The organism is Pseudomonas macauensis, assembly GCF_047902425.1.
In the GTDB taxonomy this organism is placed as follows: Bacteria; Pseudomonadota; Gammaproteobacteria; order Pseudomonadales; family Pseudomonadaceae; genus Pseudomonas.
The window spans coordinates 1070398-1094668 of sequence record NZ_CP138377.1; the positions used below are offsets into that span (position 1 = coordinate 1070398).

The following is a 24271-nucleotide window of genomic DNA, read 5'->3' on the forward strand; positions in this document are numbered from 1 at the left end:
AGGCCGCCGGAGGACCCGGCGGCCATTGGCCTTACTTGCCTACGCTGACGCCGTAGAACGAGTTCAGCGCGAACGGGCTGATCTTGAAGTCCTGTACGGTCTTGCGCATCGGCTGGTACACGGTGGAGTGGGCGATCGGGGTGATCGGCACCTGCTCCTTGAGGATGTGCTGGGCCTGCTTGTACAGCTCGGTGCGCTTGGCCTGGTCCGGGGTGCGCTTGGCAGCCTTGATCAGCTTGTCGTAGGACTGGTCGCACCATTTGGAGAAGTTGTTGCCGTCCACGGCATCGCAACCGTAGAGGGTGCCCAGCCAGTTGTCCGGGTCACCGTTGTCGCCGCTCCAGCCGATCAGCATGGCGTCGTGCTCGCCACCCTTGGCGCGCTTGATGTACTCGCCCCATTCGTAGGTGACGATCTTGGCCTTGATGCCGACCTTGGCCCAGTCGGACTGCAGCATTTCCGCCATCAGCTTGGCGTTCGGGTTGTACGGGCGCTGCACCGGCATAGCCCACAGGGTGATCTCGGTGCCTTCGGGCACGCCGGCCTTCTTCAGCAGTTCCTTGGCCTTTTCCGGGTTGTAGCCGGCATCCTTGATGCTGTCGTCGTAGGACCACTGGGTCGGCGGCATACCATTCACGGCGAGCTGGCCGGCGCCCTGGTAGACGGCGTCGATGATCGCCTTCTTGTTCACCGCCATGTCCAGCGCCTCGCGCACTTCCAGCTTGTCCAGCGGCTTGTGCAGCACGTTGTAGGCGATGTAACCGAGGTTGAAGCCCGGCTGCGACGGCATGTTCAGGTTCGCATCCTTCTTCAGCGCTTCCAGGTCGGCCGGGCGCGGGAAGAGGGTGATCTGGCACTCGTTGGCCTTGAGCTTCTGCATGCGCACCGAGGCGTCGGTGTTGATGGCGAAGATCAGGTTGTCGATCTTCACCTCACCCTTGTTCCAGTAGTCCGGGTTGGCCTTGAAGCGGATCATCGCGTCCTTCTGGTAACGGCTGAACACGAAGGGACCGGTGCCGATGGGCTTCTGGTTGATGTCGCTGGCCTTGCCCTGCTTGAGCAACTGGTCGGCGTATTCGGCGGACTGGATGGAGGCGAAGCTCATGGCCAGGTTCTGGATGAAGGCGGCGTCGACTTCGTTGAGGGTGAACTTGACGGTCTTGTCGTCGACCTTCTCCACCTTGGCGATGTTCGCGTCCATGCCCATGTCGGTGAAGTAGGGGAATTCGGTCTGGTACGCCTTACGGAACGGATGGTTCTTGTCGAGCATGCGGTTGAAGGTGAACAGCACGTCGTCGGCGTTGAATTCGCGGGTCGGCTTGAAGTAGTCGGTGGTGTGGAACTTCACGCCCGAACGCAGGTGGAAGGTGTAGGTCTTGCCGTCATCGGAGACTTCCCACTTCTCGGCCAGGCCGGGGATGACCTGGGTGCCGCCCCGCTCGAACTGGGTCAGGCGGTTGAACACGGTTTCCGCCGAGGCGTCGAAGTCGGTGCCGGTGGTGTACTGGCCGGGGTCGAAGCCCGCCGGACTGCCTTCGGAGCAGTAGACCAGGTTGTTGGCGGCGTGAGCGAACAGCGGTGCGCTGGCGATCAACCCAGCGGCAATCATGGAGCGGATGACGGCGTTCTTACGCATACGGACCTCTGGTTATTCTGGTTGTCATCGAGGAACAGCCTTGTGGGCTGCGTTGCGTGAAACTATGCACGGCACATGCCGTGCGCAAGCTGCTGGCGGGGATGAGTGTAGAAGTTGTGACGCGAGTGCAAGGGAATGTCGCAATTTCGACAATGGAAACCGCGTGGTCAGGTCGCGGCGTCCTGGTCTTCGGCGATGCCGTGCCAGGATAAGGGAGTTGCCGTTACCGCTGGGCCACGGAAGCGGCCCAGCGGTAACGATTCAGATCAGGGCATCTGCACTTCGATCGTGCCGTCGGCGCTGACCACGACCTGGCTGGTGCCGGCTTCGATTTCCTGCGCCGGGGCGCCGCCGTAGCTGTCGGCCTTCATCGCCGCCATGCGCATCACTGGCATCGGGCGCGGCGTGCCGGAGGTGTTCAGGTTCAGGCTGACCAGCTTGTAGCCCTTGCCGCCGAGCGCCTCGGTGAGTACCTGGGCGCGGGCCTTGAAGGCGCCCACGGCGTCTTTCATCAGCGCGTCTTCATTCTTCACCCGGGTGGCATCGGCGATGCTGAAGTTCATGCTGCCCATCTTCAGCTTGCCGAGCAGGTCGGCGGTGAGCTGCGAGAGGGCGGCGAAATCGGCGCTCTCCAGGCGGATTTCCGCGCGCTCGCGCCAGGCGGTGATCTTCTGGCCCTTGTCGTCATACACCGGGTAGCTGTTGCGGCTGCCCAGGCTGACGGTCACGCCCTTGACCTTGCGCGCCTGCTCCAGGGCGGCGTTCAGGGTGGTGGTGGTTTCGCCGGCCAGCTTGGCCGGATCGTTGGCCTGCCCTTCGGTGAACAGGGTCACGTGCATCAGGTCGTGGGCGACTTCCTGGCTGACCTCGGCGCGCAGCGAAACCTGGTTGTAGCGAGGTTCGTCTGCCAGGGCTCCCAGGCTGGTGGCGCACAGGGCGATGGCGGCGGCGATGGCGGTGAAGGGTTTCTTCAGTACAGACATGGATGACTCCTTGCTCCAGAAAATGTCCCGGCCACAGCGTAGTAGAGGCTGTGGCGAGGACTGTCAGACCCTTTGACGGGGATTCGTTCCCCTTCGGGTTAATGGCGGGTGTCACCAATTGTTTCCGACCGCCAGGACCCGCGCTGGAGTATGCTGTGGCGCTATGCCGCATAAGTTGGAGGGGGCTCTTGGCTATACTCGCGCAAATTCCGGAATTCACCATGCGCACACCGGTTTTCCAGCTTTCCGCCAGCCGTCAGAACCTCCTGCATCTGACGCTTATCCGTATTCTCGTGCTTGCCGCCCAGGCCGGCTCCGTCGGGCTCGCGTACAAGGCCCAACTGATCCAGCTGCCATGGCTGGCCCTGAGCGTGACCCTCGGCGTTTCCCTGGTGCTCTGCCTGGGCACCGCACTGCGCCTGCGCGGTCCGTGGCCGGTGACCGAGCTGGAATATGCCGTCCAGCTGGCCTGCGACCTGCTCATCCACAGCGTGCTGCTGTATTTTTCCGGCGGTTCCAGCAACCCCTTCGTTTCCTATTACCTGGTGCCGCTGACCATCGCCGCGGCGACCTTGCCCTGGCTCTACACCATCGTTCTCGCCGGCCTGGCGCTGGCCAGCTACACCGTGCTGCTGGTGTGGTTCCACCCGCTGGAAATGGCCGCCGGGCAGCGTGACAACCTGCTGGTCTATGGCATGTGGCTGAGCTTCGCCCTCGCCGCCGCGCTGATCACCTTCTTCGTGGCGCGCATGTCCGAATCGCTGCGCCGGCAGGAGCAATTGCAGGCCCAGCGCCGCGAGGAAGGCATGCGCGACCAGCAACTGCTCGCCGTGGCCACCCAGGCCGCCGGCGCCGCCCACGAACTGGGCACGCCGCTGGCGACCATGAGCGTACTGCTCAAGGAGTTGCGCCAGACCAATGCGGACCAGCCGCTGCTGCAGGAAGATCTCGCCCTGCTGCAGGAGCAGGTGAAGCTCTGCAAGGACACCCTGCAGCACCTGGTGCGCGCCGCCGAGGCCGATCGCCGGCAGGCGGTGGTCGAGCAGGGCGCCGACGAATGGGTGGACGCGGTTCTGCACCGCTGGCACCTGATGCGTCCGGAAGCCAGCTATCGCTACCAGACCCTCGGCAAGGGCAAGGCGCCGCGCATGGTTCCGCCCACCGACCTGAGCCAGGCGCTGCTCAACCTGCTGAACAACGCCACCGACGCCTGTCCGGACGACCTGGATGTTCGTCTGGACTGGGATGCCGGGGAAATCTGCCTGAGCATCCGCGACCAGGGGCCAGGCGTTCCACTGGCCATTGCCGAACAGCTCGGCAAGCCTTTCTTCACCACCAAGGGCAAGGGTTTCGGCCTCGGCCTGTTCCTCAGCCAGGCCAGCGTGACGCGGGCGGGCGGTACGGTGAAGTTGTACAACCATGAAGATGGCGGCACTCTGACGGAGTTGCGTCTGCCAAGAAGCTATGGCGTGGCTTGAGGGCCACGTCTGCGAGGAAGTCCCATGAGCGAAGAGATCCAGTTCGAAGGCGAAGAGCAGCCCCACCTGTTGCTGGTGGACGACGATGCCACCTTTACCCGCGTCATGGCCCGCGCCATGACCCGCCGCGGGCTGCGGGTGTCGGTCGCCAGCTCCGCCGAAGAAGGCCTGGCCCTGGCCAAGGAGGACCTGCCCGATTACGCCGTGCTCGACCTGAAGATGGACGGTGATTCCGGTCTGGTGCTGCTGCCCAAGCTGCTGGAGCTGGACCCCGAGATGCGGGTGGTGATCCTCACCGGTTACTCCAGCATCGCCACTGCAGTGGAGGCCATCAAGCGCGGCGCCACCAACTACCTGTGCAAGCCGGCCGACGCCGACGACGTGCTGACCGGGCTGCTGTCCGAGCACGCCAACCTGGATACCCTGGTGCCGGAAAACCCCATGTCGGTGGATCGCCTGCAGTGGGAACATATCCAGCGCGTACTGGCCGAGCACGATGGCAACATCTCCGCGACCGCCCGTGCCCTGGGTATGCACCGGCGAACATTGCAGCGTAAGCTGCAGAAGCGCCCGGTGAGGCGTTAAGTAATCGATAACACGAGGAGCGCCAACTGAGCGCTCCTTTTATTTTCAGCCGTGCGAGCTTGATTCCATGACCGACAGCGCCGAATACCGCGCGGCGAACGACGCCGTTCGCAGCCATTTCTTCCACCGGGTCTGGCAACTCACCGCGCCCTACTGGCGCAGCGAAGAAAAGGGCACGGCCTGGCTGCTGCTGATCGTGGTAATCGCGCTGTCGCTGGTCGGCGTGGCCCTCAGCGTCTGGCTCAACAGCTGGTATCGCGACTTCTACAACGCCCTGCAGAACAAGGACCTGAAGAGTTTCATCCACCTGATGCTGATGTTCTGCGGCATTGCGGCGGTGTTCATTCTCACGGCGGTCTACCGCCTGTACCTGACCCAGATGCTCACCATCCGCTGGCGCCGCTGGCTGACGGAGAAGCACTTCGCCGCCTGGCTGGGGGACAAGAACTACTACCGCCTGGAGCAGCGCGGTCACACCGACAACCCCGACCAGCGTCTCTCCGAAGACCTCAACAGCTTCACCGACACCACCCTGACCCTTGGCCTGGGCCTGATCCGCAACCTGGTCAGCCTGGTGTCCTTCTCGGTGATCCTCTGGGGCGTGTCCGGCAGCATCGAGCTGTTCGGCATCACCATCCCCGGCTACATGTTCTGGGCCGCGCTGCTCTACGCGGCGGTCGGCAGCTGGCTGACCCACCTGATCGCCCGTCGCCTGATCGGCCTGAACAACCGCCAGCAGCGCTTCGAGGCGGACCTGCGTTTCGGCCTGGTGCGGGTGCGCGAGAACGCCGAGAGCATCGCCCTGTACAACGGCGAGGCCAACGAGAACGAGCGGCTGATGACGCGCTTCCGCAATGTCTGGGGCAACTTCTGGGAACTGATGAAAGTACAGAAGCGCCTGACCTTCTTCAGTTCCGGCTACGCGCAGATCGCCACCGTGTTTCCCTTCATCGTTGCCGCTCCGCGCTATTTCTCCGGGCAGATCCAGCTCGGCGAACTCATGCAGATCAACTCGGCATTCGGCAACGTGCAGGACGGTCTGAGCTGGTTCATCGATGCCTATGCCAGTCTCGCCACCTGGCGCGCTACCTGTGACCGTCTGCTGAGCTTCCGTGGCGCGATGGCCGAGACGGCCAACGAATCGGCCAATATCGACGTGCGCAAGAGCGGCGACAACCTGCAATTGCAGAACCTCAGCCTGAGCCTCGGCAGCGGCCGCGAGCTGCTGGAGCCGGCCAGTCTGGTGGTGAACCCCGGTGAACACGTGCTGATCGGCGGACCCTCCGGTGGCGGCAAGAGCACCCTGCTGCGCGCGATGAGCGGTCTGTGGCGCTACGGCAGTGGTGTGGTGCAGATGCCCGAGGCGCGCTGCCTGTTCGTGCCGCAGAAGCCCTACCTGCCGATCGGCACCCTGGTGCAGGCGCTGAGCTACCCGGAACAGCCCGACCAGCACAGCGTCGAGCGACTCCAGGAAGTCCTGCGCCTGTGCCGCCTGGAGGCGCTGGTCCCGCGCCTGGACGAAGCCGATCACTGGCAGCGGGTGCTGTCCCCCGGCGAGCAGCAACGCCTGGCCATCGCCCGCGCCTTGCTCTACTCCCCAAGCTGGCTGTTCCTCGACGAGGCCACCTCGGCCCTGGACGAGGCCGACGAAGCGGCGGTTTATCAGGTGCTGTTGGAACAACTGCCGGGCGTCACCCTGATCAGCATCGGCCACCGTGGCAGCCTCAAGCGTTTCCACCCCAGGCAGTTGCGTCTGGAAGATCGCCGGCTGCGGGAAATGGAGGCGGTACTGCCGGCCTGATGGCAGTTTGATTCCCTGGCAGAGTGTGATCTGGTTAGTAAGAAACGTCTGAAAGTTATCTCAAAAGGGATTATTTCTTCTTAATTTCTTACATTTTCCAGTGTTTAGTCGCTGCGAAATTTTCAATAACAGGTACCCTGTGCGCCCCGGCCGGGCTCTGCCCGGCTTCACGGCAGTTCAACGGTACCGTCATGAAGTCCCTTTCCCCGTCACGGCAGGCCCTGACCCGCTCGGACCTGCGTCTGGTCGATCCGCGCCGGCTCCTGCTGGGGGCTGCCTGCGTGTCGCTGGTGGTGGCCGTTGCGGCTTTTGCCGGCGGTATCTGGGTGGGGCGTGCCCATGTCGAGCCCGCAGCGCAACCCGTCGTTCAGGCCGAAAGCAGTGCCGAGGAGCCGGAAGAGCGCTTTGCCGCCGAGCGTATCGGCCAACTGTCCGGGCGCCTGCAGGTGCTGGAAAAGGACGCCGCCTACCTGCTGCAGGCCGTCGACAGCCATGAAGAGATCGCCCGCAAGCTGTCGAAGCTCGATCCCGCGCTGGCTCCGCAGGCCAAGGCGCCTGCGGCCCGGCATCCGGTTGACGGCGAGGGTGGCATCCTGCTGCCGCCGCGCCCCTGCGCCGAGCCACTGCCGTCGGCCGATATCGAGCAGAACGAGCGTTCCGCCCGCTGCCTGCGTCGCGTCTTCGATCAACTGATGGACCAGGTTGCCCGGCGCAGCGCCGATTTCATGGCCATCCCGGCCCGCCGGCCGATGGAGGACGCGCGCCTGGGCTCGCCCTTCGGCAACCGTGTCGACCCCTTCAATCGCCGCCTGGCCTTCCATTCCGGCCAGGACTTCTCGGCCCCCACGGGCAGTCCGATTCACGCCGCCGCCGGCGGTCGCGTGATCGTCGCCGACCGTAATCCCTCCTATGGCAACCGTGTCGAAATCGACCATGGCAATGGCCTGGTGACTCGCTACGCCCACGCCTCGAAGCTGCTGGTGAAGGTGGGCGATGTCGTGCTGCCGGGGCAGGAGATCGCCAAGGTGGGCTCCACAGGGCGGTCCACCGGGCCGCACCTGCATTTCGAGGTGCTCTACCACGGTGAGTTCGTCGACCCGCAGAACTTCCTCTCTCTGGGCGGCATGGAGATCGACAGTGATGGCCTGGCCTCGGACTAGGAAACCTTCCACGCGGGACCTGCTGCGTGCCGAACACCAGCCCCACGTTCCACGCAGCCAGGCTCGGGTGGGGATGATTGCCCTGCTGTTCTGCGTTGCCCTGGCCGCGGCGCTGGCGGGGGCCTACCTGCTGCGTACGCACGATGATGGGCAGGCGAGCCAGCGTATCGAGGCGCTGGAAGCGGAGAACGCCAGCCTGACCGCAGCGCTGGAGGAGCGGCGCCTGCAAGGCGAAGAGGACCAGGCCAATCGCGAGCAACTGATGCGCCGGATCGACGCGATGTCCGCCGAGATCAAGAAACTGAAAACTGAGCTGGCCTTTTTCCGCCAGCAGAAACCTGGCAGGTAGTCCCTCGAGGAGGACAGATGTTCGGCAACAGCAAAAAGAAGGCGCCGCAGGTGTCGGTGGACAAGTTCTCCAGCCTGCTGTCGGGCAATGTCTCACTGGTAGGGGACTTGCAGTTCGAGGATGGCCTGAAGATCCTCGGTACCGTGAGGGGCAATGTCAGCCACAAACCGGGCGCGGCTAGCTTGCTGGCGCTGAGTGCGGAGGGGCGGATCGAGGGCAACGTGAGCAGTTACGACGCCCTGATCGACGGTACCATCATCGGCGACCTCCATGTCGAGCATCTGCTGGAGCTGCACTCCAATGCCCGTGTCGTCGGCAACATCCAGTACCGCCAGCTGAGCATGGAGAATGGCGCCACCGTGGATGGCAAGCTGACCCGCCTGGCCGATGCCGAAGCCCCCAAGCCGCTGGAGCTGCCCGCGCCGGTGCGCGAAGAGGCAGCCGAGGCCTGATTTGCCCCGGCGGGACCGGTACTTAGCTTGCTATGATTACCCTTCCCACCGTCCTGAACGTTTCGCCCCATGCTCGCTCTCCTGCTCCAGACCTTCGGCATCACCGCCCCGGTCTTCGCCATGCTGTTCCTCGGAGTGCTGCTGCGCCGCGTGGGGGCGATCAATCCGGAGTTCATCCAGACCGCCTCGGCACTGGTGTTCAATGCCACCATGCCGGCGATGCTGTTTCTCGGCATCTACCACTCCGACCTGCACAGCGCGGCGCGCCCGGCGCTCCTGCTGTACTTCTGCGTGGCGACCCTGGTGGGCTTCCTGCTCGCCTGGGGTTGGTCGATCTGGCGCGTGCCCCGCGCAGACCGCGGCGTCTACACGCAGGGCGCGTTTCGCGGCAACAACGGCATCATCGGCCTGGCGCTGGCCACCAACCTCTACGGTGACCACGGCCTGGCGTTGGGCTCCGTTCTCGCCGCCCTGGTGATCCTCTGCTACAACACGCTCTCGTCGGTGGTGCTGGCGATCTACAGCCCGAGCATGAAGTCCGACCCCTGGAGCATCTTCAAGAGCGTGCTGCGCAACCCGCTGATCCTCGGCGTGCTGGCGGCGCTGCCGTTCTCCTGGCTGCAGATTGCGCTGCCGGCCTGGTTGCTGACCTCCGCCGACTACTTTGCCCAGATGACCCTGCCGCTGGCGCTGATCTGCATCGGCGGTACCTTGTCGCTGGCGTCACTGCGGGAAAGCGGCGGCGTCGCGCTCAGTGCAAGCCTGATGAAGATGGTCTGGCTGCCGCTGGTCTGCACCGTCGGCGCCTGGTCCTATGGGTTTCGTGGTGCAGAGCTGGGCGTACTCTTCCTCTACTTCGCCAGCCCGACGGCGGCCGCCAGCTTCGTCATGGCCCGTGCGGCGAACGGCAACCATGAGCTGGCCGCCTCGATCATCGTGATCACTACCTTGGCGGCAGCGGTAACCACCAATATCGGCATCTTCCTGTTGCAGTGGGGCGGCTGGATGTAATCGCCGACGAGGCGTATTTGCGGATCGCCGAAGTGCGACAAATATGAAGAGTCTTGTAAGACTTTGCTGAAAGACAGCACTGTGCCGCCAAGACGCAGTGAAGTTCATTTATTCGTTGTACAAGAACGGTTACATTTGGCGATCTTCTGCACGATCAAGGATTGTTCATGCACCCCACACGCCGGATTCTGTGTGCCGCCTTCTGCCTGCCGGCCTGTCTGCTGGCGGCCGTGGTCGCTGCCGAGCCGGGTGCCGAGCTGAACAGCCCAACCGCCGGCTGGCGCTATTCCGGCCTGACCGATGATCCCAGCGTGCCCCGCGTGGCCTATCCCACGCCGCCCATCGACCGTGGTGGCGTGCGCGGCCGCAGCCTGATCGAAGGCCACCTGCGTGAAGTGTCTGGCGTCGACCGTGCCCAGCGCCTGGTGGTCAACGGCAATCCGCTCCCTCTGTATACCGACGCCGAAGGCAAGTTCGTCCGCCCTTACAATTTCGGCGCGGGCAGCAACAGCGTCGCGGTGAGCAGCGACCAGGGCAAATCCCTCAAGCGCCTCCAGTTCTATGAGGCCAACAACAGCCGCGTGCCGCCGCGCATCCGCCTGGCGCTGGGCTGGAACGACCCCAAGGCGGAACTCGACCTGCATATCGTTACACCCGACGGCCAGCATGCCTTCTGGGCCCATCCTCGCCTGAGCAACGGCGGTGGCCTCGACCCGGACGGCGTCGACGGCCCCGGCCCGGAAATGTTCACCATGGCCGCGCCGCTGCACGGCACCTACCTGGTCTACGTGAACTACTGGGGCAACTACAGCGCCAGCCAGGGTTACAACTTCCAGGAAGGCAACCATGAGCAGGACGTGATCACCGCCGAGATCAACCTGGTGTTCAACGAAAATACCGTCAACGAGAAGCGCGAGACCTTCGTGGTGCCCATGCGCACCATCGGTGATCTGGTGCTGGTGAAGACCTTCAACTACTGAATTCGCCCCTCGCAGGGATGACACGGGACAAGCGATCCATGAGCGAAAACACGCCCTCCAGCAGCCAAGACAGCACTCCCACGCCTCCGGCAGCCCAGGCCCCGCGCCGTGGGCCGCTGATCGCCATCGGCGTGGTCGCTGCCGTGCTGGTCGCCGGCGGCCTGGCCCTGGCCTTCGGCCTGATCCCGGCTTTCCACTCCGCGCCGGTCGGCACCCTGGAAGCGCCGGAGAGTCCGGAAGCAGCCCGCGATCTCACGCGCCCCGATGCCCTGATCGAGAGCGCCTCGCTCAGCCAGTTGCCCAAGGCGGTGCTGGAAGTGCCGCTGCTGCGCGACGTGCTCACCGAGGATTTCGTCTTCTACTACGAGAACAACGCCGATCGCCTGGGGCTGACCGGGACCCTGCGGCGCATCGTCTACGAGCACGACCTGACCTTGAAGGACAGCGTGATCGAAGAGCTGCTCGACCAGCCGGCCCAGGTCGCCCTCTGGCGCGGCGCCGATGGCCGACTGCGCGACTTCATGGTGGTACTGCGCCGTGGCGGCCTGGCCAAGCTCCTGGAGCCGCTGGCGAAGGTCGCCGCCGACGACAGCCAGCTCAAGAAAGTGTCGGAAATCCAGGTAAAAGGTGCTGCCACGCCGGTCTACAGCCTGCGCTACGGCGCTGAGAAGAGCGTGCTGTTCGTTTCCCGTGGCGACCAGATGCTGGTGTTGTCGAATCCGAAGATGCTGTTCACCGCCGCCGACGAAAGCGGCTTGGGTGAGCCGGACACCGCCATTGCCAAGGACCTGGGCACCCTGCTCGAAGGTGAGCCGCTGTTCGCCAAGGACTTCGCCCTGGAGCCGCGCGGCGAGTTGAAGCAGCGCATCACCCTGGGCGCCAGCGTGCTCGCCATGGGCTACCAGCGCTTCATCCCGACCTTCTCCGGCGTGCGTTTCGAGCAGGGCAAGGATGGCTGGCACAGCTATCTGGCGCTGAGCGAAGTCGCCCGCCAGCCGGAGCTGGATTTCACCCCGGTGTGGCAAGCCATGCCCATGGGCGCCAGCGCCTGCGTGGCGTTGCCGGTGACGCCGGGCCTGTATGACAGCATGCTGGTGAAGCTGGGCGCCGAGCAGAAGATGGCCGCGTCCTTCTCCGAGCACCTCTCCGGTGCTGCTGGCCTGTGCTGGTACCCCGATTCGCGCCTGCACTCGCCGCTGCTCGCGGTGAAGCTCGACGCCCCCGCCAGCCCCGAGCTGGACGAGGAACTGGGCAAGCTGTTCGGCAGCATGATCGGCGCCTATGAAGCCAATGTGGAGGGTGGCGCTTTCGAGGTGGAAAGCCGCGCGGAGGGTGACGGTCGTCTCTGGCAGCGCCAGGTCAGCTCGCGCTTCGGCCAGTACCCGGCCAGCGAGGCGGAGAACCCCGACCAGGTCAGCGGCAACGGATTCTTCCGTGTCAGCATGCTGCGCGATGGCAACACCCTGCTGTTCTCCATCGACGACAAGCTGCTCGACAAGGCGCGCAACACCCTGGCCAAGCGTTTCCCGCCGCTGGCCGACGTACTGCCGAAAGACGCCGTGGTGCCCGCGTACCTCGCGCCGAAGACGCTGTCCGAACTGCTCCAGCGCGAAACCCTCGACAGCCTGCCGCAGGATATCGAGCCGGTGTTCCGCAACGCCGCCGACACGCTGCTCCTGCCGCGCCTGAAGACCCTCGCCGGCAACGGCTCCTACGCCCTGACGCTGCCGGCCGGCAGCGAGCCCAGTGGCGAATGGGAGTGGCTGCCGCTGGACTGGAAGGCGCTGTGATCCGAAAGCCACTGACGCTGCTCGCAGGTCTGCTGGTCGCCACCCTGGCGCAGGCGGCTGAGCCAGCGCTGGATGCGCAGCAGACCCAGGTGTTCCGCGCCTGGTTCGTGCGCATCGCCGAGGAGCAGTTGCGCCGCGGCCCGAACCCGCGCTGGTACCAGCAGGACTGCGCGGGCCTGGTGCGCTTCGCCGCCAACGAGGCGCTGAAGGTGCACGACGCCAAGTGGCTGCGCGCCAACGGCATGTCCAACCGCTACCTGCCGCCGGAGCTGGAACTGTCCGCCGCGCAGCGCAACCTAGCGCAGAGCTGGCAGCAGGGCGGCGGCAAGACCGGCCCCTACGTCAACGCGATCAAACTCATTCAGTACAACAGCCAGTTCGTCGGCCGCGACCTCAACCAGGCGCGGCCGGGCGACCTGATGTTCTTCGACCAGGGCGATGACCAGCATCTGATGATCTGGATGGGCCGCGACATCGCTTATCACACCGGCACTCGTACGGCGACCGACAACGGCATGCGCTCGGTCAGCCTGCAACAACTCATGACATGGAAGGACACCCGATGGATACCCGACGAATCCAATCCCAACTTTATCGGCGTCTATCGCTTGTCCTTCCTGACCCGATGAACGTGCTGCGCGGCGTTGCCGCTGCCCTGGCCTGCGTCGGCCTGTTCGCCGCCGCGCCCGCACTCGTGCAGGCGGACGACGACGTCCCGGCCAGCGGCTACACGCCCATGGCCGGCGAGTCGTTCTTCCTGCTCGCTGACTCGAGCTTCGCCTCCGACGAAGTGGCCAAGGTGCGCCTGGAAGCGCCGGGCCGCGATTACCGTCGCTACCGCATGGAGCCCTACGGCGGCGCGGATATCCGCGTCTACCGCATCGACCAGCCGCTGGACTTCCTCAAGCGCCAGAAGAACCTGCACCGCGTGCTATCCGAAGGACAGTTCAAGGGCGAGGGCCTGTCCAACACCCTGGCCTACCTGTGGGACAACTGGTACCGCAAGTCGCGTCGGGTGATGCAGCGGACATTCTCCTACGAGTCGCGCCATCAGGTCACCGAAGTGGTGCCCGAGCTGAAGATGGGCAACGCCATCGCCGCGCCGACTCCCTATGACGCGCAGCCGCAGTACGCGCCGATTCCCGGCCTGCCGATGGTCAGCCAGTTCCGCTACCCGCTGTGGGACGCCAAGCCCATCCAGCCGCCGAAGGACGTGACCCTGATGGGGTCGTCCAGCGAGTTCATCAACGTCGCGCCGGGCAACGTCTACGTCCCGCTGGGCAAGCTCAAGCCCGGCCTGTACCTGGTCGAGGCGCTGGTGGGCAAGTACCGCGCGACCACCGTGGTGTTCGTCTCCAACAGCGTGGCGGTGAGCAAGATCGCCGGCAACGAGTTGCTGGTGTGGACCGCGCGCAAGCATGAAGGCACGCCGGTGGGCGGCGCCAAGGTGCTGTGGACCGACGGCCTGGGCGTGATGAGCAGCGGCAGCAGCGACGCCGACGGCCTGCTGCGCCTGCAGCACGTCAGCCCCGAGCGTTCCTTCGTGATCGGCGAGGACGAGGAGGGCGGTGTCTTCGTCTCCGAGAACTTCTATTACGACAGCGAAATCTACGACACCAAGCTCTACGCCTTTACCGACCGTCCGCTGTACCGTCCGGGCGACTGGGTGTCGCTGAAGATCGTCGGCCGCGAGTTCAAGAACTCCCGCGAATCGCAGGCGCCGCAGAGCGCGCCGCTGCGCCTGTCGGTGATCGACGCCGCCGGCACCACACTGCAGACCCTGGACCTCAAGTACGACGCCAAGAGCGGCACCAACGGCCGCTTCCAGCTGCCGGCCAACGCCGTGGCCGGAGGCTACGAGCTGCGCTTCGACTACCGCGACCAGACCTACAGCAGTGCCTTCCGCGTTGCCGAGTACATCAAGCCGCACTTCGAGATTTCCCTCGACCTCGCCAAGCCGGACTTCAAGACCGGCGAGCCGGTGAAGGGCAACCTCGTCCTGCTCTACCCGGACGGCAAGCCGGTGGCCAACGCCCGCCTGGAGCTGAGCCTGCGCGCCCAGCAGCTGTCCATGGTGGACAACGAGCTGCAGTACCTGGGCCAGTTCCCCGTGGAGCTGTCCAGCGCGCAGCTCACCACCGATGGCCAGGGCCGTGCCGCGCTGGACCTGCCGGCGGCGGAAAAACCCAGCCGCTACATGCTCACCGTGTTCGCCAGCGATGGCGCCGCCTACCGCGTGAAGACCAGCAAGGAAATCCTTATCGAACGCGGCGCCGCGCGTTATCGCGTGAGCGCACCGCAGCGCTTCAGCGCCGCCGGCGACAAGGTCGAATTCAGCTACGCCGCGGAGCAGCAGACGCAGATCCAGCCGACCGCCTACCGCTGGCTGCGCCTGGAAGACCGCAGCAGCGGCGACGGCGCGGTGGCCGACGGCAAGTTCGCCATCACCTTCGACAAGCCCGGTACCTACAGCGTCGAGCTGCGCGACAAAGCCGGCCAACTGCTCGGCGGCACCGGCCACTCGGTCAGCGGCGACGGCGTGAAGGCCGTGCCGGGCACCGTGGAAATTGTCCTCGACAAGCCTGAGTACAAGGCCGGAGAGGAAGCCTTGGCGCTGATCACCTTCCCCGAACCGGTGGACGACGCGTTGCTGTCGCTGGAGCGCGACAAGGTCGAAGCCACTGCGCTGCTGTCCAAGGGCGGCGACTGGCTGAAGCTGGAGAAGCTCAACCCGACCCAGTACCGCGCGCGCATTCCGGTGAAGCCGGACTTCTCGCCGAACCTGACCTTCTCCGTGCTCTACACCCGCAGCGGCGACTACAGCTTCCAGAACGCCGGCATCAAGGTCGCCGTGCCGCAGGTGGACATCGCCGTCAGCACCGACAAGGAGCGCTACGAGCCGGGTGAGACGGTCACCGTCAACCTTGATACCCGCTACGACGGCAAGCCAGTCTCCAGCCACCTCACCGTGAGCGTGGTGGACGAGATGATCTACGCGCTGCAGCCGGAGATCGCCCCCGGTATCGACCAGTTCTTCTATCACCCGCGCCGCAACAACGTGCGCACCAGTGCCAGTCTGTCCTTCATCAGCTACGACGTCGCACTGCCCGGTACGCCCAGCGCCCCCGGCCGCGCCAACCGCAGCGAGCGTGGGGTGAAGGTGCTGGAGCGTCCGCGCCGCGAGGAAGTGGACACTGCTGCATGGGAACCGGAGCTGGTCACCGATGCCAACGGCAAGGCCCAGTTCAAGTTCCGCATGCCCGACTCCCTGACCCGCTGGCGCATCACTGCCCGTGCCATGGATGACGAAGGGCAGGTGGGCCAGAAGAAACAGTTCATCCGTTCCGAGAAGCCGCTGTACCTGAAGTGGAGCGGGCCGAAGCGCTTCCGCAGCGGCGATGCGCCGGATCTGGGGCTGTTCGTCTTCAACCAGGGCGAGCAGGACACCAAGGCCGAACTGCTGATCCGCGCCAATGGCGCGGAGAAGACCCAGGCGCTGGCGCTCAAGCGCGGCGTCAACTACATCGCCCTGCCGCAGCAGCCGTTGAGCGATGGCGACTGGAGCGTGGAACTGCGCCAGGACGGCCAGGTGCGCGACAGCCTCGGCGTGCATTTCAGCCTGGTGGCCGACAGCTGGCAGGTGCTGCAGTCCAAGCCGCTGCAGGTGAATGCGCAGAACACCCCGCTGCAACTGCCGGCGGATGCCCGCGACGTAACCCTGCGCCTGGATGACAGCGCCCAGGCGCTGCTGCGCGGCAACCTTGATTCGCTGCTGAACTACCCCTGGGGAGGCGTCGAGCAAACCGCCAGCCAACTGCTGCCGCTGAGCATCGCCTACCCGATGCTGTCGGGCGGCGAGCCGCGCGTGCGCGACCGCCTGCGCCTGATCATGCAGACCAGCCGCCTGCGCCTGGTGCAGATGGCCGGCCCGGACGCCTACTTCACCTGGTGGGGTGGCGAAGACAACGACGCCTTCCTCACCGCCTACGCCTACTACGCCGACTGGTACGCCAGTCGCGCGCTGGAAATCCAGCTACCGCCGGATCACTGGCAGCGCGTGCTGGAACTGTATTCCGCGCGCGCCAGCGCTACGCCGCTGCTGCAGCGCGCGCTGATCCTGGCCTTCGCCCGCGATATGCAGTTGCCGGTGCAGACCCTGGTCAGCGGCCTGCTCACTGACCTTGAGAGCGCCGGCAACGGCGAGGCAGCGAAGTCCGTGAACGACTTCGACAGCGACGACAGCCTGGTCATGGGCCAGCCGGACTCCGAGCTGGGTCTGGCCGTTGCCCGTGTGCTGACGGCCAGTCTGGCCGAGCAGAGCAAGGTCGCGCCGCCGAAAGGTTTCGCCAGGCAGCTGGACTCCGCGCGCCTGAAGGTCAACACCAGCGACCAGCCCTTTGCCCGCGCCGTACAGCTGTATAGCGGCACTGTGGACGCCAACCGCGCCCGCGAGCTGCTGCTGAGCCTGGCGCCGCAGCAGTCCACCGTCGAACGCGCCCTGGCCCTGGCCTGGATGCAACGCGCCGTGGTGGCCGCGCCGGCCGCTGAGCTGCTCAAGCCGGCAGCCGACTGGAAGGAAGGCCATAGCACCACGGGCGATGCGTTCTGGAAGTGGCAGGGCAAGGACGTTCCGGCGCAGCTCGACCTGACCGCCGCGCCGTCGCGCCCGCTCAACGCCTCCGTCACCTTCCGCAGTGCCGAAGCGCCGGCTAGCCAGTTGCCGGTGACCATCAAGCGCCGCCTGCTGCGCCTGGTACCTGGTGAAGAGGCTTTCGCCTTCAACGCCGAGGAGCTGGGCGACAAGCCGCTGTCCAGCGACGAGCTGTACCTGGACGAAGTGACCCTCACCACCGACCAGGCACAGGCCCTGCGCTATGGAATGCTGGAAGTGCCGCTGCCGCCGGGTGCGGACGTCGAGCGCACCACCTGGGGCCTGCAGATCAGCGGCCTGGGCGGCGCCGAGGCGACCAGCCTGGAGCGCGCGCGCAACGAACCGGGCGACCTGTTCTACGGCGTGCCGGTGGATACCCTAGGCGGCGAGCTGCGCTTCCGTCACCTGGTCCGCTTCTCGCAGAAGGGCAACTTCGTGCTGCCGCCGGCGCGCTACCAGCGGCTCTATGCGCCGCAGGAGCAGGCGTTGGAGCAGCAACCGGCCCTGGCGAAGATCAAGGTCCAGTAAATGCGCGTGCGCATCGCCGGGCTGATCCTGTTGTTGCCGCTGTGCGTTCAGGCGGCGCCCAGCTCGCAGGAGCAGGCGCAGCTGGCCTGGCGTACCGCGCAGGGTGACGAACTGCTGCGCCTCGGGCCGCAGCAGGTGCTCGATCGTCAGCCACTGCCGGCTGACCTGCGTGCACCTTTGGGTAGCCTGTGGAAGCTGTTCGTCTACGCCTGGCTGAACGACACCGGTCAACAGGAGCCGGCCTACCGCTGCCGAGGCGAGGACAAGGAAGAGGTCTATTGCTGCACGGCAGGGCAAAGCATCGAGCGCGACGCCGCGCTGGTGAAGTCCTGTGGCCTGTACTTCCAGCCCCGGCGCCTGGGCATCGACGGTTCGGTCTGGCAGCAATACTGGCAGGCGCGCCATGCGCCGGATTGGATCACGCAGCTGGACAAGCTGACGCCGCAGACCGACGTGCCGGTCGTTGAACTGCTCGATCAGTTGCAGCACCTGCCAGCTCAGGAACAAGCGAGGAAGGTGCTGCTGGACGTCAGTCTCGCAGCCGATGACGGACGAGCACCGGCCGCGTTGGGCGGACGCCTGCGGGTAAAAACCTGGAGTTGGGACGAGAACGGCGAGCGCGAAGGTGGCTTCGCCGGCTGGTTGGTGGATGGCACGCCCCTGTGGGCGCGCGGGCCGGGCACCAGCAAGACCGTGCTGGCGACCTACGGCAATGCCATCGGCGCCGCGCTACCGGCGCCCTGGCCGCGCGATCCCGGGCGTTGCGTGGAGGTCAGCCTGTTCAGCCGTTATCCGCTGAAAGAGGTTTACGACGCGCGTAACCGGCCTGCTGCCGAAGGTCTGCTGGCAGGCCAGCAGAGCGTTCTGTTCACCAATGGTGTTCGACTTGACGTGAACAGCCAGAGCGACCTCTTCCTCGAACGTGGCGCCGAAGGCCCACGTCTGACCGCACGTCTGTCCCGCGAGGAATACGTAGCCCGTGTGCTCGATCGCGAAGCCTCCGCCACTCCGCCGGAAGCGGCCAAGGCGCTGGCGGTGACCATCCGTACCTATCTGCTGCAGAACGGCGCGCCGCGCGGCGACTGCCTGAACATTGACGACAGCAGCCAGCGCCAGCGTGTGGCACCGCGACCGGCCAGCGAGGCGGCGCGTGACATCGCTGCCTGGACCGCCGACCTAGTGCTGGCCGGCGGCACCGTCACCTATCACTCGGACGAGGCGGGGCAGTCTAAGCTGTCCTGGCGCGACGCTCAGGAGCAGGCCGCCAAGGGGCTGCGCTACGACGCCATTCTCGCCCGCGCCTTCCCGCGTACCAGCCTCAGTCGCTGGAGCAACCCCATCGCCGCCTGCCAACCGCTGCCCGAGGCCGAGCGTTGGCTACAGGCACAGCGCCGCACCTGGCGGCCGCGCCTGGAGGGCGAGCCGGGGTATGAAGAGTTGCGGTCCTTCGCCGTGTGCCGTCTGAGCAGCGGCCGGCCCTACGTCGATCGCGAACGCCAGCGTATCTACGTACGCGGCCTGTATTCCCAGCAGGACCGGCTCGACCTGGCTCATGAATACCTGCACCTGGCTTTCCAGGCGCACCCCAATGGACAAGACGAGGGCTACGTGGAAAGCCTGGCCCGTCGCCTGATACTGGAATGATCGTCATGAAACTCGCCCATGCGCTCCGCCTGTCCCTGCTCGCCAGCCTGATTCCGCTGGGCGCACAGGCCGCCGAATCGCCGATCCACATGGATACGCCGCTGGGGGGCTGGCGCGCGGGTGACGGCGATAAGGCCGACTTCCGGCAGACGGTGAACTACCCGGCATCCTCGGTGAATTCGCGCTCGGACCAGTCCGACACCGCGCGCATTCGTGGCGAAATCCGCTCGCTGCCCAAGGACAGCAGGGAGCCGGCGCGGCTGGTGGTCAACGGCGTGGCCATGCCGATGCGGGTCGAAAGCGACGGCAAGTTTGACCGGCCGTTCGCCTTCCCGGCGGGTTCCAACAGCGTCGAGGTCATCAGTCCCGACGGCCAGCAGCGCAAGCGCGTGCAGTTCTACCACGGCGGTGGTGGTGGTGAGGTGCCGGCCAAGCTGCGGGTCATGCTGTCCTGGGACTCGGATAACACCGACCTCGACCTGCACCTGGTGACGCCGGATGGCGGGCACGTCTGGTACGGCAACCGCTCGTTGCCCAATGGCGCTGCCCAGGACGTCGACGTGACCACCGGCTACGGCCCGGAAATCATCGCCAGCCCGACCCCGCTCAAGGGCCAGTACCTGGTCTACGTGAACTACTACGGCGGCGGCTGGAGCGAGGACGAGAGCTCCGGCGATGTGAATGCAGCCAAGCCTCTGACCACGGCGCAGGTGACCATCGTTACGGAGGAGGGAACGGTGAACGAGAAGCAGGAGTCCTTCCTGATCCCGATGCGGCAGCCGGGTGAGCTGACGTTGGTGAAGCGGTTCAGTTATCCATAAAGCCGAAGCGCCGGGGATTCCGGCGTTTGTAGGAGCGGGCTGCGCCCGCGAGGCTTTGGGGCTCGGCGTTTCTGCGCTGCTTTTGCGTGCGCTGATATATCTGGTTTCGCCTCTCGGCGAGTCCCTTTTGGCAAACGCCCCAAAAGGAACCAAAAGGTCTTGCCCCTCCATCCGGTTTTTCGCTTAGGCGAAAAATACCCTCGTTGAATCGGAGTTTCAGGGGCACGCCGCGAAGGGCCATCCCTGGCCCATCGCGGCTCTCGCGGCATCCATGCCGCTCAACCCCTGAAACTCCGCTTCAACGAGGCCTCCTGAAAGGGGCATCCGGAGCGTTGGGATACTTCTCTGGAAGTCTTCAAGAGCCAAGAGCCAAGAGCCAAGAGCCAAGAGCCAAGAGCCAAGAGCCAAGAGCCAAGAGCTTGAGCCGAAGCTCGATGCGCTTTTCGTAGGAGCGAGCTTGCTCGCGAACCGCTGCACTGCGAACTTCCTTGTAGAGGCGGGTCATGCCCGAAAACAGCGCCTATCGGCACTGCTGAAAGTCAGGCCTTCTGGTCCGCCTGCCAGGCGTCGATCACTTCCTGTGCCGCGCGGAAGGCGTCGATGGCCGCCGGGACGCCGGCATACACCGCGCAATGCAGCAGCGCTTCGCGAATCTCCTCCACCGTGCAGCCGTTGTTCAGCGCGCCGCGTACATGGCCTTTGAGCTCCTGCGGGCACTTGAGCGCGGTCAGTGCGGCCAGGGTGATCAGGCTGCGGGTCTTGCGCGGCAGGCCTTCGCGGTTCCACACGCCGCCCCAGGCGTGTTCGTTGACGAAGTCCTGCAGCGGCTGGGTGAACTCGGTGGCATTGCCCAGGGCGCGGTCGACGAAGGTGTCGCCCATCACTTCACGACGGACTTGCTCGCCGGCCTTGCGGTTGTCGTTACTCATTCTGACTCCTTCAGAGACTTTCCAGACGCACCGGCGCGGTGCCAGAGCGCAGCATGTTGAGTTGTTCGGCGGCGGCTTTCGACAGATCGATGATCCGCCCACGGCCGAAGGGGCCTCGGTCGTTGACCCGCACGACGACGCTACGGCCGTTGTTGAGATTGGTGACTTTCACCCGAGTGCCAAAGGGCAGGGTGCGATGCGCGGCGGTCAGGGCGTTCTGGTTGAAGCGCTCACCGCTGGCGGTGCGCTTGCCGTGGTGTGCCTTGCCGTAATAGGAGGCGGTACCCTCGGCGCGATAGCCATGGCCGGAAACACCCGAGTCGCTGTCGTACGACGGGGTGCTACAACCGGCCAGCAGGGCAAGTCCGGCGACGAAGAAGAGGGAAGGGAACGAACGCCACATAATGGAGCTTCCAGGAGACGATTTACCCGGTGCTGATGGGTTCTGCACTGACATTCCTGTCGCAGCACCGAGTTTTCCAATCCGGCCATCCCTGGCCGGTCGTTCGCCGGGCCAACGCAGGCGTTGGCACTCTTCTGGATAAAAGAAGGGGCGGATTACTCTTCGAGCTTCTTCTTCAGCAGTTCGTTCACTTGTGCCGGGTTGGCCTTGCCCTTGGCGGCCTTCATGACCTGGCCGACGAAGAAGCCGAACATCTTGCCGCGCTTGGCTTCGTCGCTGGCGCGGTACTGCTCCACCTGCTCGGCGTTGGCGGCCAGAACGTCGTCCAGCAGCTTCTCGACGGCACCCGAATCGGTGTTCTGCACCAGGTCCTTGGCCTTGATGATCTCGTCGGGCGAGCCTTCACCCTCGGCCAGGGCGGCGAATACGGTCTTGGCTGCCTTGCCGTTGATAGTGCCGTCTTTCAGACGCAGGATCATCTCGCCCAGGTGCTGCGCGGAAACCGGCGACTGCTCGATCTCCAGGCCGTCCTTGTTGAGCAGGCTGGAAAGCTCGCCCATCACCCAGTTGGCCGCGAGCTTGGCGTCGGCGCAGATGGTCTGGACCTGTTCGAAGTAGTCGGCCATCTCGCGGCTGGCGGACAGCACGCTGGCGTCATAGGCGGACAGGCCGTACTGGCTCTCGAAGCGCTCGCGCTTCTGGTCCGGCAGTTCCGGCAGGTTGGCGCGCAATTCGTCGAGGAAGCTTTGCTCGATCACCACTGGCAGCAGGTCCGGGCAGGGGAAGTAGCGATAGTCGTTGGCTTCTTCCTTGCTGCGCATGGAGCGCGTTTCGTTGGCTGCCACGTCGTACAGGACGGTTTCCTGGACGATCTTGCGGCCGGATTCCAGCTCGTCGATCTGCCAGGCGATCTCGGTGTTGATGGCACGCTCGATGAATTTGAACGAGTTGACGTTCTTGATCTCGCGGCGGGTACCGAACTCGGCCTGACCTTTCGGGCGTACCGACACGTTGCAGTCGCAACGTAGCGAACCTTCGGCCATGTTGCCATCGCAGATGCCCAGATAGCGCACCAGTGCGTGAATCGCCTTGGCGTAAGCCACTGCTTCCTTGGCGCTACGCATCTCGGGTTCCGAAACGATCTCCAGCAGCGGCGTGCCCGCGCGGTTCAGGTCGATGCCGCTCATGCCGTGGAAGTCTTCGTGCAGGCTCTTGCCGGCGTCCTCTTCCAGGTGCGCGCGGGTGATGCCGACGCGCTTGACGGTACCGTCTTCCAGGGTGATGTCGAGGAAGCCCTTGCCGACGATGGGATGGTCCATCTGGCTGGTCTGGTAGCCCTTGGGCAGGTCCGGGTAGAAGTAGTTCTTCCGGGCGAAGACGTTGCGCTCGGCGATTTCGGCGTTGATTGCCAGGCCAAACTGGCAGGCCATGCGCACGGCCTCCTGGTTCAGCACCGGCAGGGTGCCGGGCATGGCCAGGTCGATCAGGCTGGCCTGGGTGTTCGGCTCTGCACCGAAGGTGGTGGCGCTACCGGAGAAGATCTTCGATTGGGTGGAGAGCTGTGCGTGGATTTCCAGCCCGATTACTGTTTCCCATTGCATATCGTAATCCTTCCTCAGAACCCGGCCGGTGCTTGTTTATGCCAGTCGCTGACCAGTTGGTACTGGTGCGCGACATTGAGCAGGCGGCCTTCCTGGAAGTATGGCGCGAGCAGCTGGACACCTACCGGCAGGCCGTCGACGAAGCCGGCGGGCATGGACAGGCCCGGGATGCCGGCGAGGTTGGCGGTGATGGTGTAGATGTCTTCCAGGTACTGGGCGACCGGGTCGTTGTTCTTCTCGCCCAGTTTCCAGGCCGGGTTCGGCGTGGTCGGGCCGAGGATCACGTCGACTTCGGCGAAGGCGCTGACGAAATCGTTCTTGATCAGGCGACGAATCTTCTGAGCCTTCAGGTAATAGGCGTCGTAGTAACCAGCGGAAAGCGCGTAGGTGCCGACCATGATGCGGCGCTTCACTTCGGCGCCGAAGCCTTCGGCGCGGGAGCGCTTGTACAGGTCCTGCAGGTCCTTCGGATTCTCGCAGCGGTAGCCGTAGCGCACGCCGTCGAAGCGCGACAGGTTGGAGCTGGCTTCTGCGGGGGCGATCACATAATAGGCAGGGATCGCGTGCTGCATGTTCGGCAGGGAAATCTCCTTGACCACCGCGCCGAGCTGCTTGAGCTGCTCGACCACCTTCATCACCGCGTCGGCGATGCGGCTGTCGAGGCCGGCGCCGAAGTATTCCTTCGGCAGGCCGATGCGCAGGCCGGTGAGCGGCTTGGCCAGGGCGGCCAGGTAATCGTCCACCGGCTGGTCGACGCAGGTGGAATCCTTCGGATCGAAGCCGGCCATGGCGCCGAGCATCAGCGCGCAGTCCTCGGCGGTGCGGGCCAGCGGGCCACCTTGATCGAGGCTGGAGGCGTAGGCGATCATGCCCCAGCGGGACACGCGGCCGTAGGTCGGCTTGATGCCGGTGAGGTTGGTCAGCGCGGCCGGCTGGCGGATCGAGCCGCCGGTGTCGGTGCCGGTGGCGGCTGGAATCAGGCGCGCGGCCACGGCAGCGGCGGAACCGCCGGAGGAACCGCCCGGTACGCGGGAGGTGTCCCAGGGGTTCTTCACCGGGCCATAGTGGCTGGATTCGTTGGCCGAGCCCATGGCGAACTCGTCCATGTTCAGCTTGCCCAGGCTCACGGTGCCGGCGTCAGCCAGGCGCTCGACGACGGTGGCGTCGTAGGGCGAGACGAAGGCGTCGAGGATCTTCGAGCCGCAGCTGGTGCGCACGCCCTGGGTGCAGAACAGATCCTTGTGAGCGATCGGAGCGCCGAGCAGGGCGCCGGTTTCGCCTTTGGCACGCCGCTCGTCGGCCGCCTTGGCCTGGGCCAGGGCGCTTTCTTCGGTGACGGTGATGAAACTGTTCAGCTGCGGGTCGAGCTGCTTGATGCGCGCGAGCAGGGCAGTGGCCAGTTCCTGGGCGGAGAATTGCTTGTCGGCGAGTCCGCGGGCGACTTCGGCGAGGGTCAATTGATGCAGCAT

At 65.3% G+C, this 24271-nt stretch carries 19 protein-coding genes; 13 read left to right on the forward strand and 6 right to left on the reverse strand.

Annotated elements, in window-relative coordinates; translation table 11 throughout:
* Positions 1 to 31: 31 nt before the first annotated feature.
* Both SD196_RS05010 and SD196_RS05015 read right to left on the reverse strand, forming a co-directional pair.
* On the reverse strand, positions 32 to 1636 hold the full coding sequence (locus tag SD196_RS05010) for an ABC transporter substrate-binding protein (protein ID WP_331318105.1): 1605 nt from the start codon (positions 1634 to 1636) through the stop codon (positions 32 to 34).
* Positions 1637 to 1902: 266 nt separating this feature from the next.
* Positions 1903 to 2619 carry an SIMPL domain-containing protein gene (locus SD196_RS05015; protein ID WP_275610322.1) on the reverse strand — a complete coding sequence of 239 codons (717 nt, stop codon included), beginning with the start codon at positions 2617 to 2619 and terminating at the stop codon, positions 1903 to 1905.
* A 221-nt stretch (positions 2620 to 2840) separates the two neighbouring features.
* Between SD196_RS05015 and SD196_RS05020 the strand changes: the two genes are divergently transcribed.
* The 13 genes from SD196_RS05020 to SD196_RS05080 all read left to right on the forward strand — a co-directional run bounded on the left by SD196_RS05020 (position 2841) and on the right by SD196_RS05080 (position 19869).
* Positions 2841 to 4097, forward strand: coding sequence for an ATP-binding protein (locus SD196_RS05020; RefSeq protein ID WP_275610323.1), 1257 nt, complete (start codon positions 2841 to 2843; stop codon positions 4095 to 4097).
* Between the two features lie 24 nt (positions 4098 to 4121).
* The gene (locus SD196_RS05025; RefSeq protein ID WP_152220615.1) at positions 4122 to 4682 is read left to right on the forward strand and encodes a response regulator transcription factor; all 561 of its coding nucleotides are present in this window, start codon (positions 4122 to 4124) and stop codon (positions 4680 to 4682) included.
* 67 nt (positions 4683 to 4749) lie between these two features.
* On the forward strand, positions 4750 to 6483 hold the full coding sequence (locus SD196_RS05030) for an ABC transporter ATP-binding protein/permease (protein ID WP_275610324.1): 1734 nt from the start codon (positions 4750 to 4752) through the stop codon (positions 6481 to 6483).
* Between the two features lie 191 nt (positions 6484 to 6674).
* Complete coding sequence (locus tag SD196_RS05035; RefSeq protein WP_275610325.1) at positions 6675 to 7643, forward strand: M23 family metallopeptidase; 969 nt, start codon at positions 6675 to 6677, stop codon at positions 7641 to 7643.
* A gap of 73 nt (positions 7644 to 7716) precedes the next feature.
* The gene (locus SD196_RS05040; protein WP_343574808.1) at positions 7717 to 7992 is read left to right on the forward strand and encodes a hypothetical protein; all 276 of its coding nucleotides are present in this window, start codon (positions 7717 to 7719) and stop codon (positions 7990 to 7992) included.
* Positions 7993 to 8009: 17 nt separating this feature from the next.
* The gene (locus SD196_RS05045; protein ID WP_343574805.1) at positions 8010 to 8444 is read left to right on the forward strand and encodes a polymer-forming cytoskeletal protein; all 435 of its coding nucleotides are present in this window, start codon (positions 8010 to 8012) and stop codon (positions 8442 to 8444) included.
* A gap of 69 nt (positions 8445 to 8513) precedes the next feature.
* A complete protein-coding gene (locus SD196_RS05050; RefSeq protein WP_275610328.1) occupies positions 8514 to 9455 on the forward strand; it encodes an AEC family transporter in 942 nt (313 codons plus the stop codon).
* 167 nt (positions 9456 to 9622) lie between these two features.
* On the forward strand, positions 9623 to 10435 hold the full coding sequence (locus SD196_RS05055; RefSeq protein WP_275610329.1) for a YfaP family protein: 813 nt from the start codon (positions 9623 to 9625) through the stop codon (positions 10433 to 10435).
* 38 nt (positions 10436 to 10473) lie between these two features.
* Entirely contained in the window at positions 10474 to 12225 is a 1752-nt protein-coding gene (locus SD196_RS05060) for a DUF2138 domain-containing protein (RefSeq protein ID WP_275610330.1), read from the forward strand.
* Positions 12189 to 12854: a DUF1175 domain-containing protein gene (locus SD196_RS05065; RefSeq protein ID WP_275610331.1), complete on the forward strand. Its 666-nt coding sequence runs from the start codon at positions 12189 to 12191 to the stop codon at positions 12852 to 12854. The genes SD196_RS05060 and SD196_RS05065 overlap by 37 nt, the downstream gene beginning before the upstream one ends.
* Positions 12851 to 17404 (forward strand): alpha-2-macroglobulin family protein, encoded by a 4554-nt coding sequence (locus SD196_RS05070; protein ID WP_416311110.1) that lies wholly within the window; start codon positions 12851 to 12853, stop codon positions 17402 to 17404. Before SD196_RS05065 ends, SD196_RS05070 begins: the two co-directional genes overlap by 4 nt.
* Positions 17405 to 19048: a DUF2300 domain-containing protein gene (locus tag SD196_RS05075; protein WP_416311111.1), complete on the forward strand. Its 1644-nt coding sequence runs from the start codon at positions 17405 to 17407 to the stop codon at positions 19046 to 19048. It abuts the gene before it with no gap.
* A gap of 5 nt (positions 19049 to 19053) precedes the next feature.
* Positions 19054 to 19869: a YfaP family protein gene (locus SD196_RS05080; RefSeq protein WP_331318081.1), complete on the forward strand. Its 816-nt coding sequence runs from the start codon at positions 19054 to 19056 to the stop codon at positions 19867 to 19869.
* Positions 19870 to 20408: 539 nt separating this feature from the next.
* On the opposite strand, the gene SD196_RS05085 is transcribed toward SD196_RS05080, so the two are convergent.
* The 4 genes from SD196_RS05085 to gatA all read right to left on the reverse strand — a co-directional run bounded on the left by SD196_RS05085 (position 20409) and on the right by gatA (position 24271).
* Positions 20409 to 20798 carry a carboxymuconolactone decarboxylase family protein gene (locus tag SD196_RS05085; RefSeq protein WP_370600784.1) on the reverse strand — a complete coding sequence of 130 codons (390 nt, stop codon included), beginning with the start codon at positions 20796 to 20798 and terminating at the stop codon, positions 20409 to 20411.
* Between the two features lie 10 nt (positions 20799 to 20808).
* A complete protein-coding gene (locus SD196_RS05090; protein ID WP_343574793.1) occupies positions 20809 to 21201 on the reverse strand; it encodes a septal ring lytic transglycosylase RlpA family protein in 393 nt (130 codons plus the stop codon).
* A gap of 155 nt (positions 21202 to 21356) precedes the next feature.
* Positions 21357 to 22802, reverse strand: coding sequence for an Asp-tRNA(Asn)/Glu-tRNA(Gln) amidotransferase subunit GatB (gatB, locus tag SD196_RS05095; RefSeq protein ID WP_416311112.1), 1446 nt, complete (start codon positions 22800 to 22802; stop codon positions 21357 to 21359).
* Between the two features lie 14 nt (positions 22803 to 22816).
* Entirely contained in the window at positions 22817 to 24271 is a 1455-nt protein-coding gene (gatA, locus tag SD196_RS05100) for an Asp-tRNA(Asn)/Glu-tRNA(Gln) amidotransferase subunit GatA (RefSeq protein WP_331318077.1), read from the reverse strand.

Excerpts from the sequence above, each read along its gene's own strand:
- SD196_RS05010 (WP_331318105.1), bottom strand. The coding sequence starts at position 1,636 with ATGCGTAAGAACGCCGTCATCCGCTCCATGATTGCCGCTGGGTTGATC.
- SD196_RS05015 (WP_275610322.1), bottom strand. The coding sequence starts at position 2,619 with ATGTCTGTACTGAAGAAACCCTTCACCGCCATCGCCGCCGCCATCGCC.
- SD196_RS05020 (WP_275610323.1), top strand. The coding sequence starts at position 2,841 with ATGCGCACACCGGTTTTCCAGCTTTCCGCCAGCCGTCAGAACCTCCTG.
- SD196_RS05025 (WP_152220615.1), top strand. The coding sequence starts at position 4,122 with ATGAGCGAAGAGATCCAGTTCGAAGGCGAAGAGCAGCCCCACCTGTTG.
- SD196_RS05030 (WP_275610324.1), top strand. The coding sequence starts at position 4,750 with ATGACCGACAGCGCCGAATACCGCGCGGCGAACGACGCCGTTCGCAGC.
- SD196_RS05035 (WP_275610325.1), top strand. The coding sequence starts at position 6,675 with ATGAAGTCCCTTTCCCCGTCACGGCAGGCCCTGACCCGCTCGGACCTG.
- SD196_RS05040 (WP_343574808.1), top strand. The coding sequence starts at position 7,717 with ATGATTGCCCTGCTGTTCTGCGTTGCCCTGGCCGCGGCGCTGGCGGGG.
- SD196_RS05045 (WP_343574805.1), top strand. The coding sequence starts at position 8,010 with ATGTTCGGCAACAGCAAAAAGAAGGCGCCGCAGGTGTCGGTGGACAAG.
- SD196_RS05050 (WP_275610328.1), top strand. The coding sequence starts at position 8,514 with ATGCTCGCTCTCCTGCTCCAGACCTTCGGCATCACCGCCCCGGTCTTC.
- SD196_RS05055 (WP_275610329.1), top strand. The coding sequence starts at position 9,623 with ATGCACCCCACACGCCGGATTCTGTGTGCCGCCTTCTGCCTGCCGGCC.
- SD196_RS05060 (WP_275610330.1), top strand. The coding sequence starts at position 10,474 with ATGAGCGAAAACACGCCCTCCAGCAGCCAAGACAGCACTCCCACGCCT.
- SD196_RS05065 (WP_275610331.1), top strand. The coding sequence starts at position 12,189 with ATGGGAGTGGCTGCCGCTGGACTGGAAGGCGCTGTGATCCGAAAGCCA.
- SD196_RS05070 (WP_416311110.1), top strand. The coding sequence starts at position 12,851 with ATGAACGTGCTGCGCGGCGTTGCCGCTGCCCTGGCCTGCGTCGGCCTG.
- SD196_RS05075 (WP_416311111.1), top strand. The coding sequence starts at position 17,405 with ATGCGCGTGCGCATCGCCGGGCTGATCCTGTTGTTGCCGCTGTGCGTT.
- SD196_RS05080 (WP_331318081.1), top strand. The coding sequence starts at position 19,054 with ATGAAACTCGCCCATGCGCTCCGCCTGTCCCTGCTCGCCAGCCTGATT.
- SD196_RS05085 (WP_370600784.1), bottom strand. The coding sequence starts at position 20,798 with ATGAGTAACGACAACCGCAAGGCCGGCGAGCAAGTCCGTCGTGAAGTG.
- SD196_RS05090 (WP_343574793.1), bottom strand. The coding sequence starts at position 21,201 with ATGTGGCGTTCGTTCCCTTCCCTCTTCTTCGTCGCCGGACTTGCCCTG.
- gatB (WP_416311112.1), bottom strand. The coding sequence starts at position 22,802 with ATGCAATGGGAAACAGTAATCGGGCTGGAAATCCACGCACAGCTCTCC.
- gatA (WP_331318077.1), bottom strand. The coding sequence starts at position 24,271 with ATGCTGCATCAATTGACCCTCGCCGAAGTCGCCCGCGGACTCGCCGAC.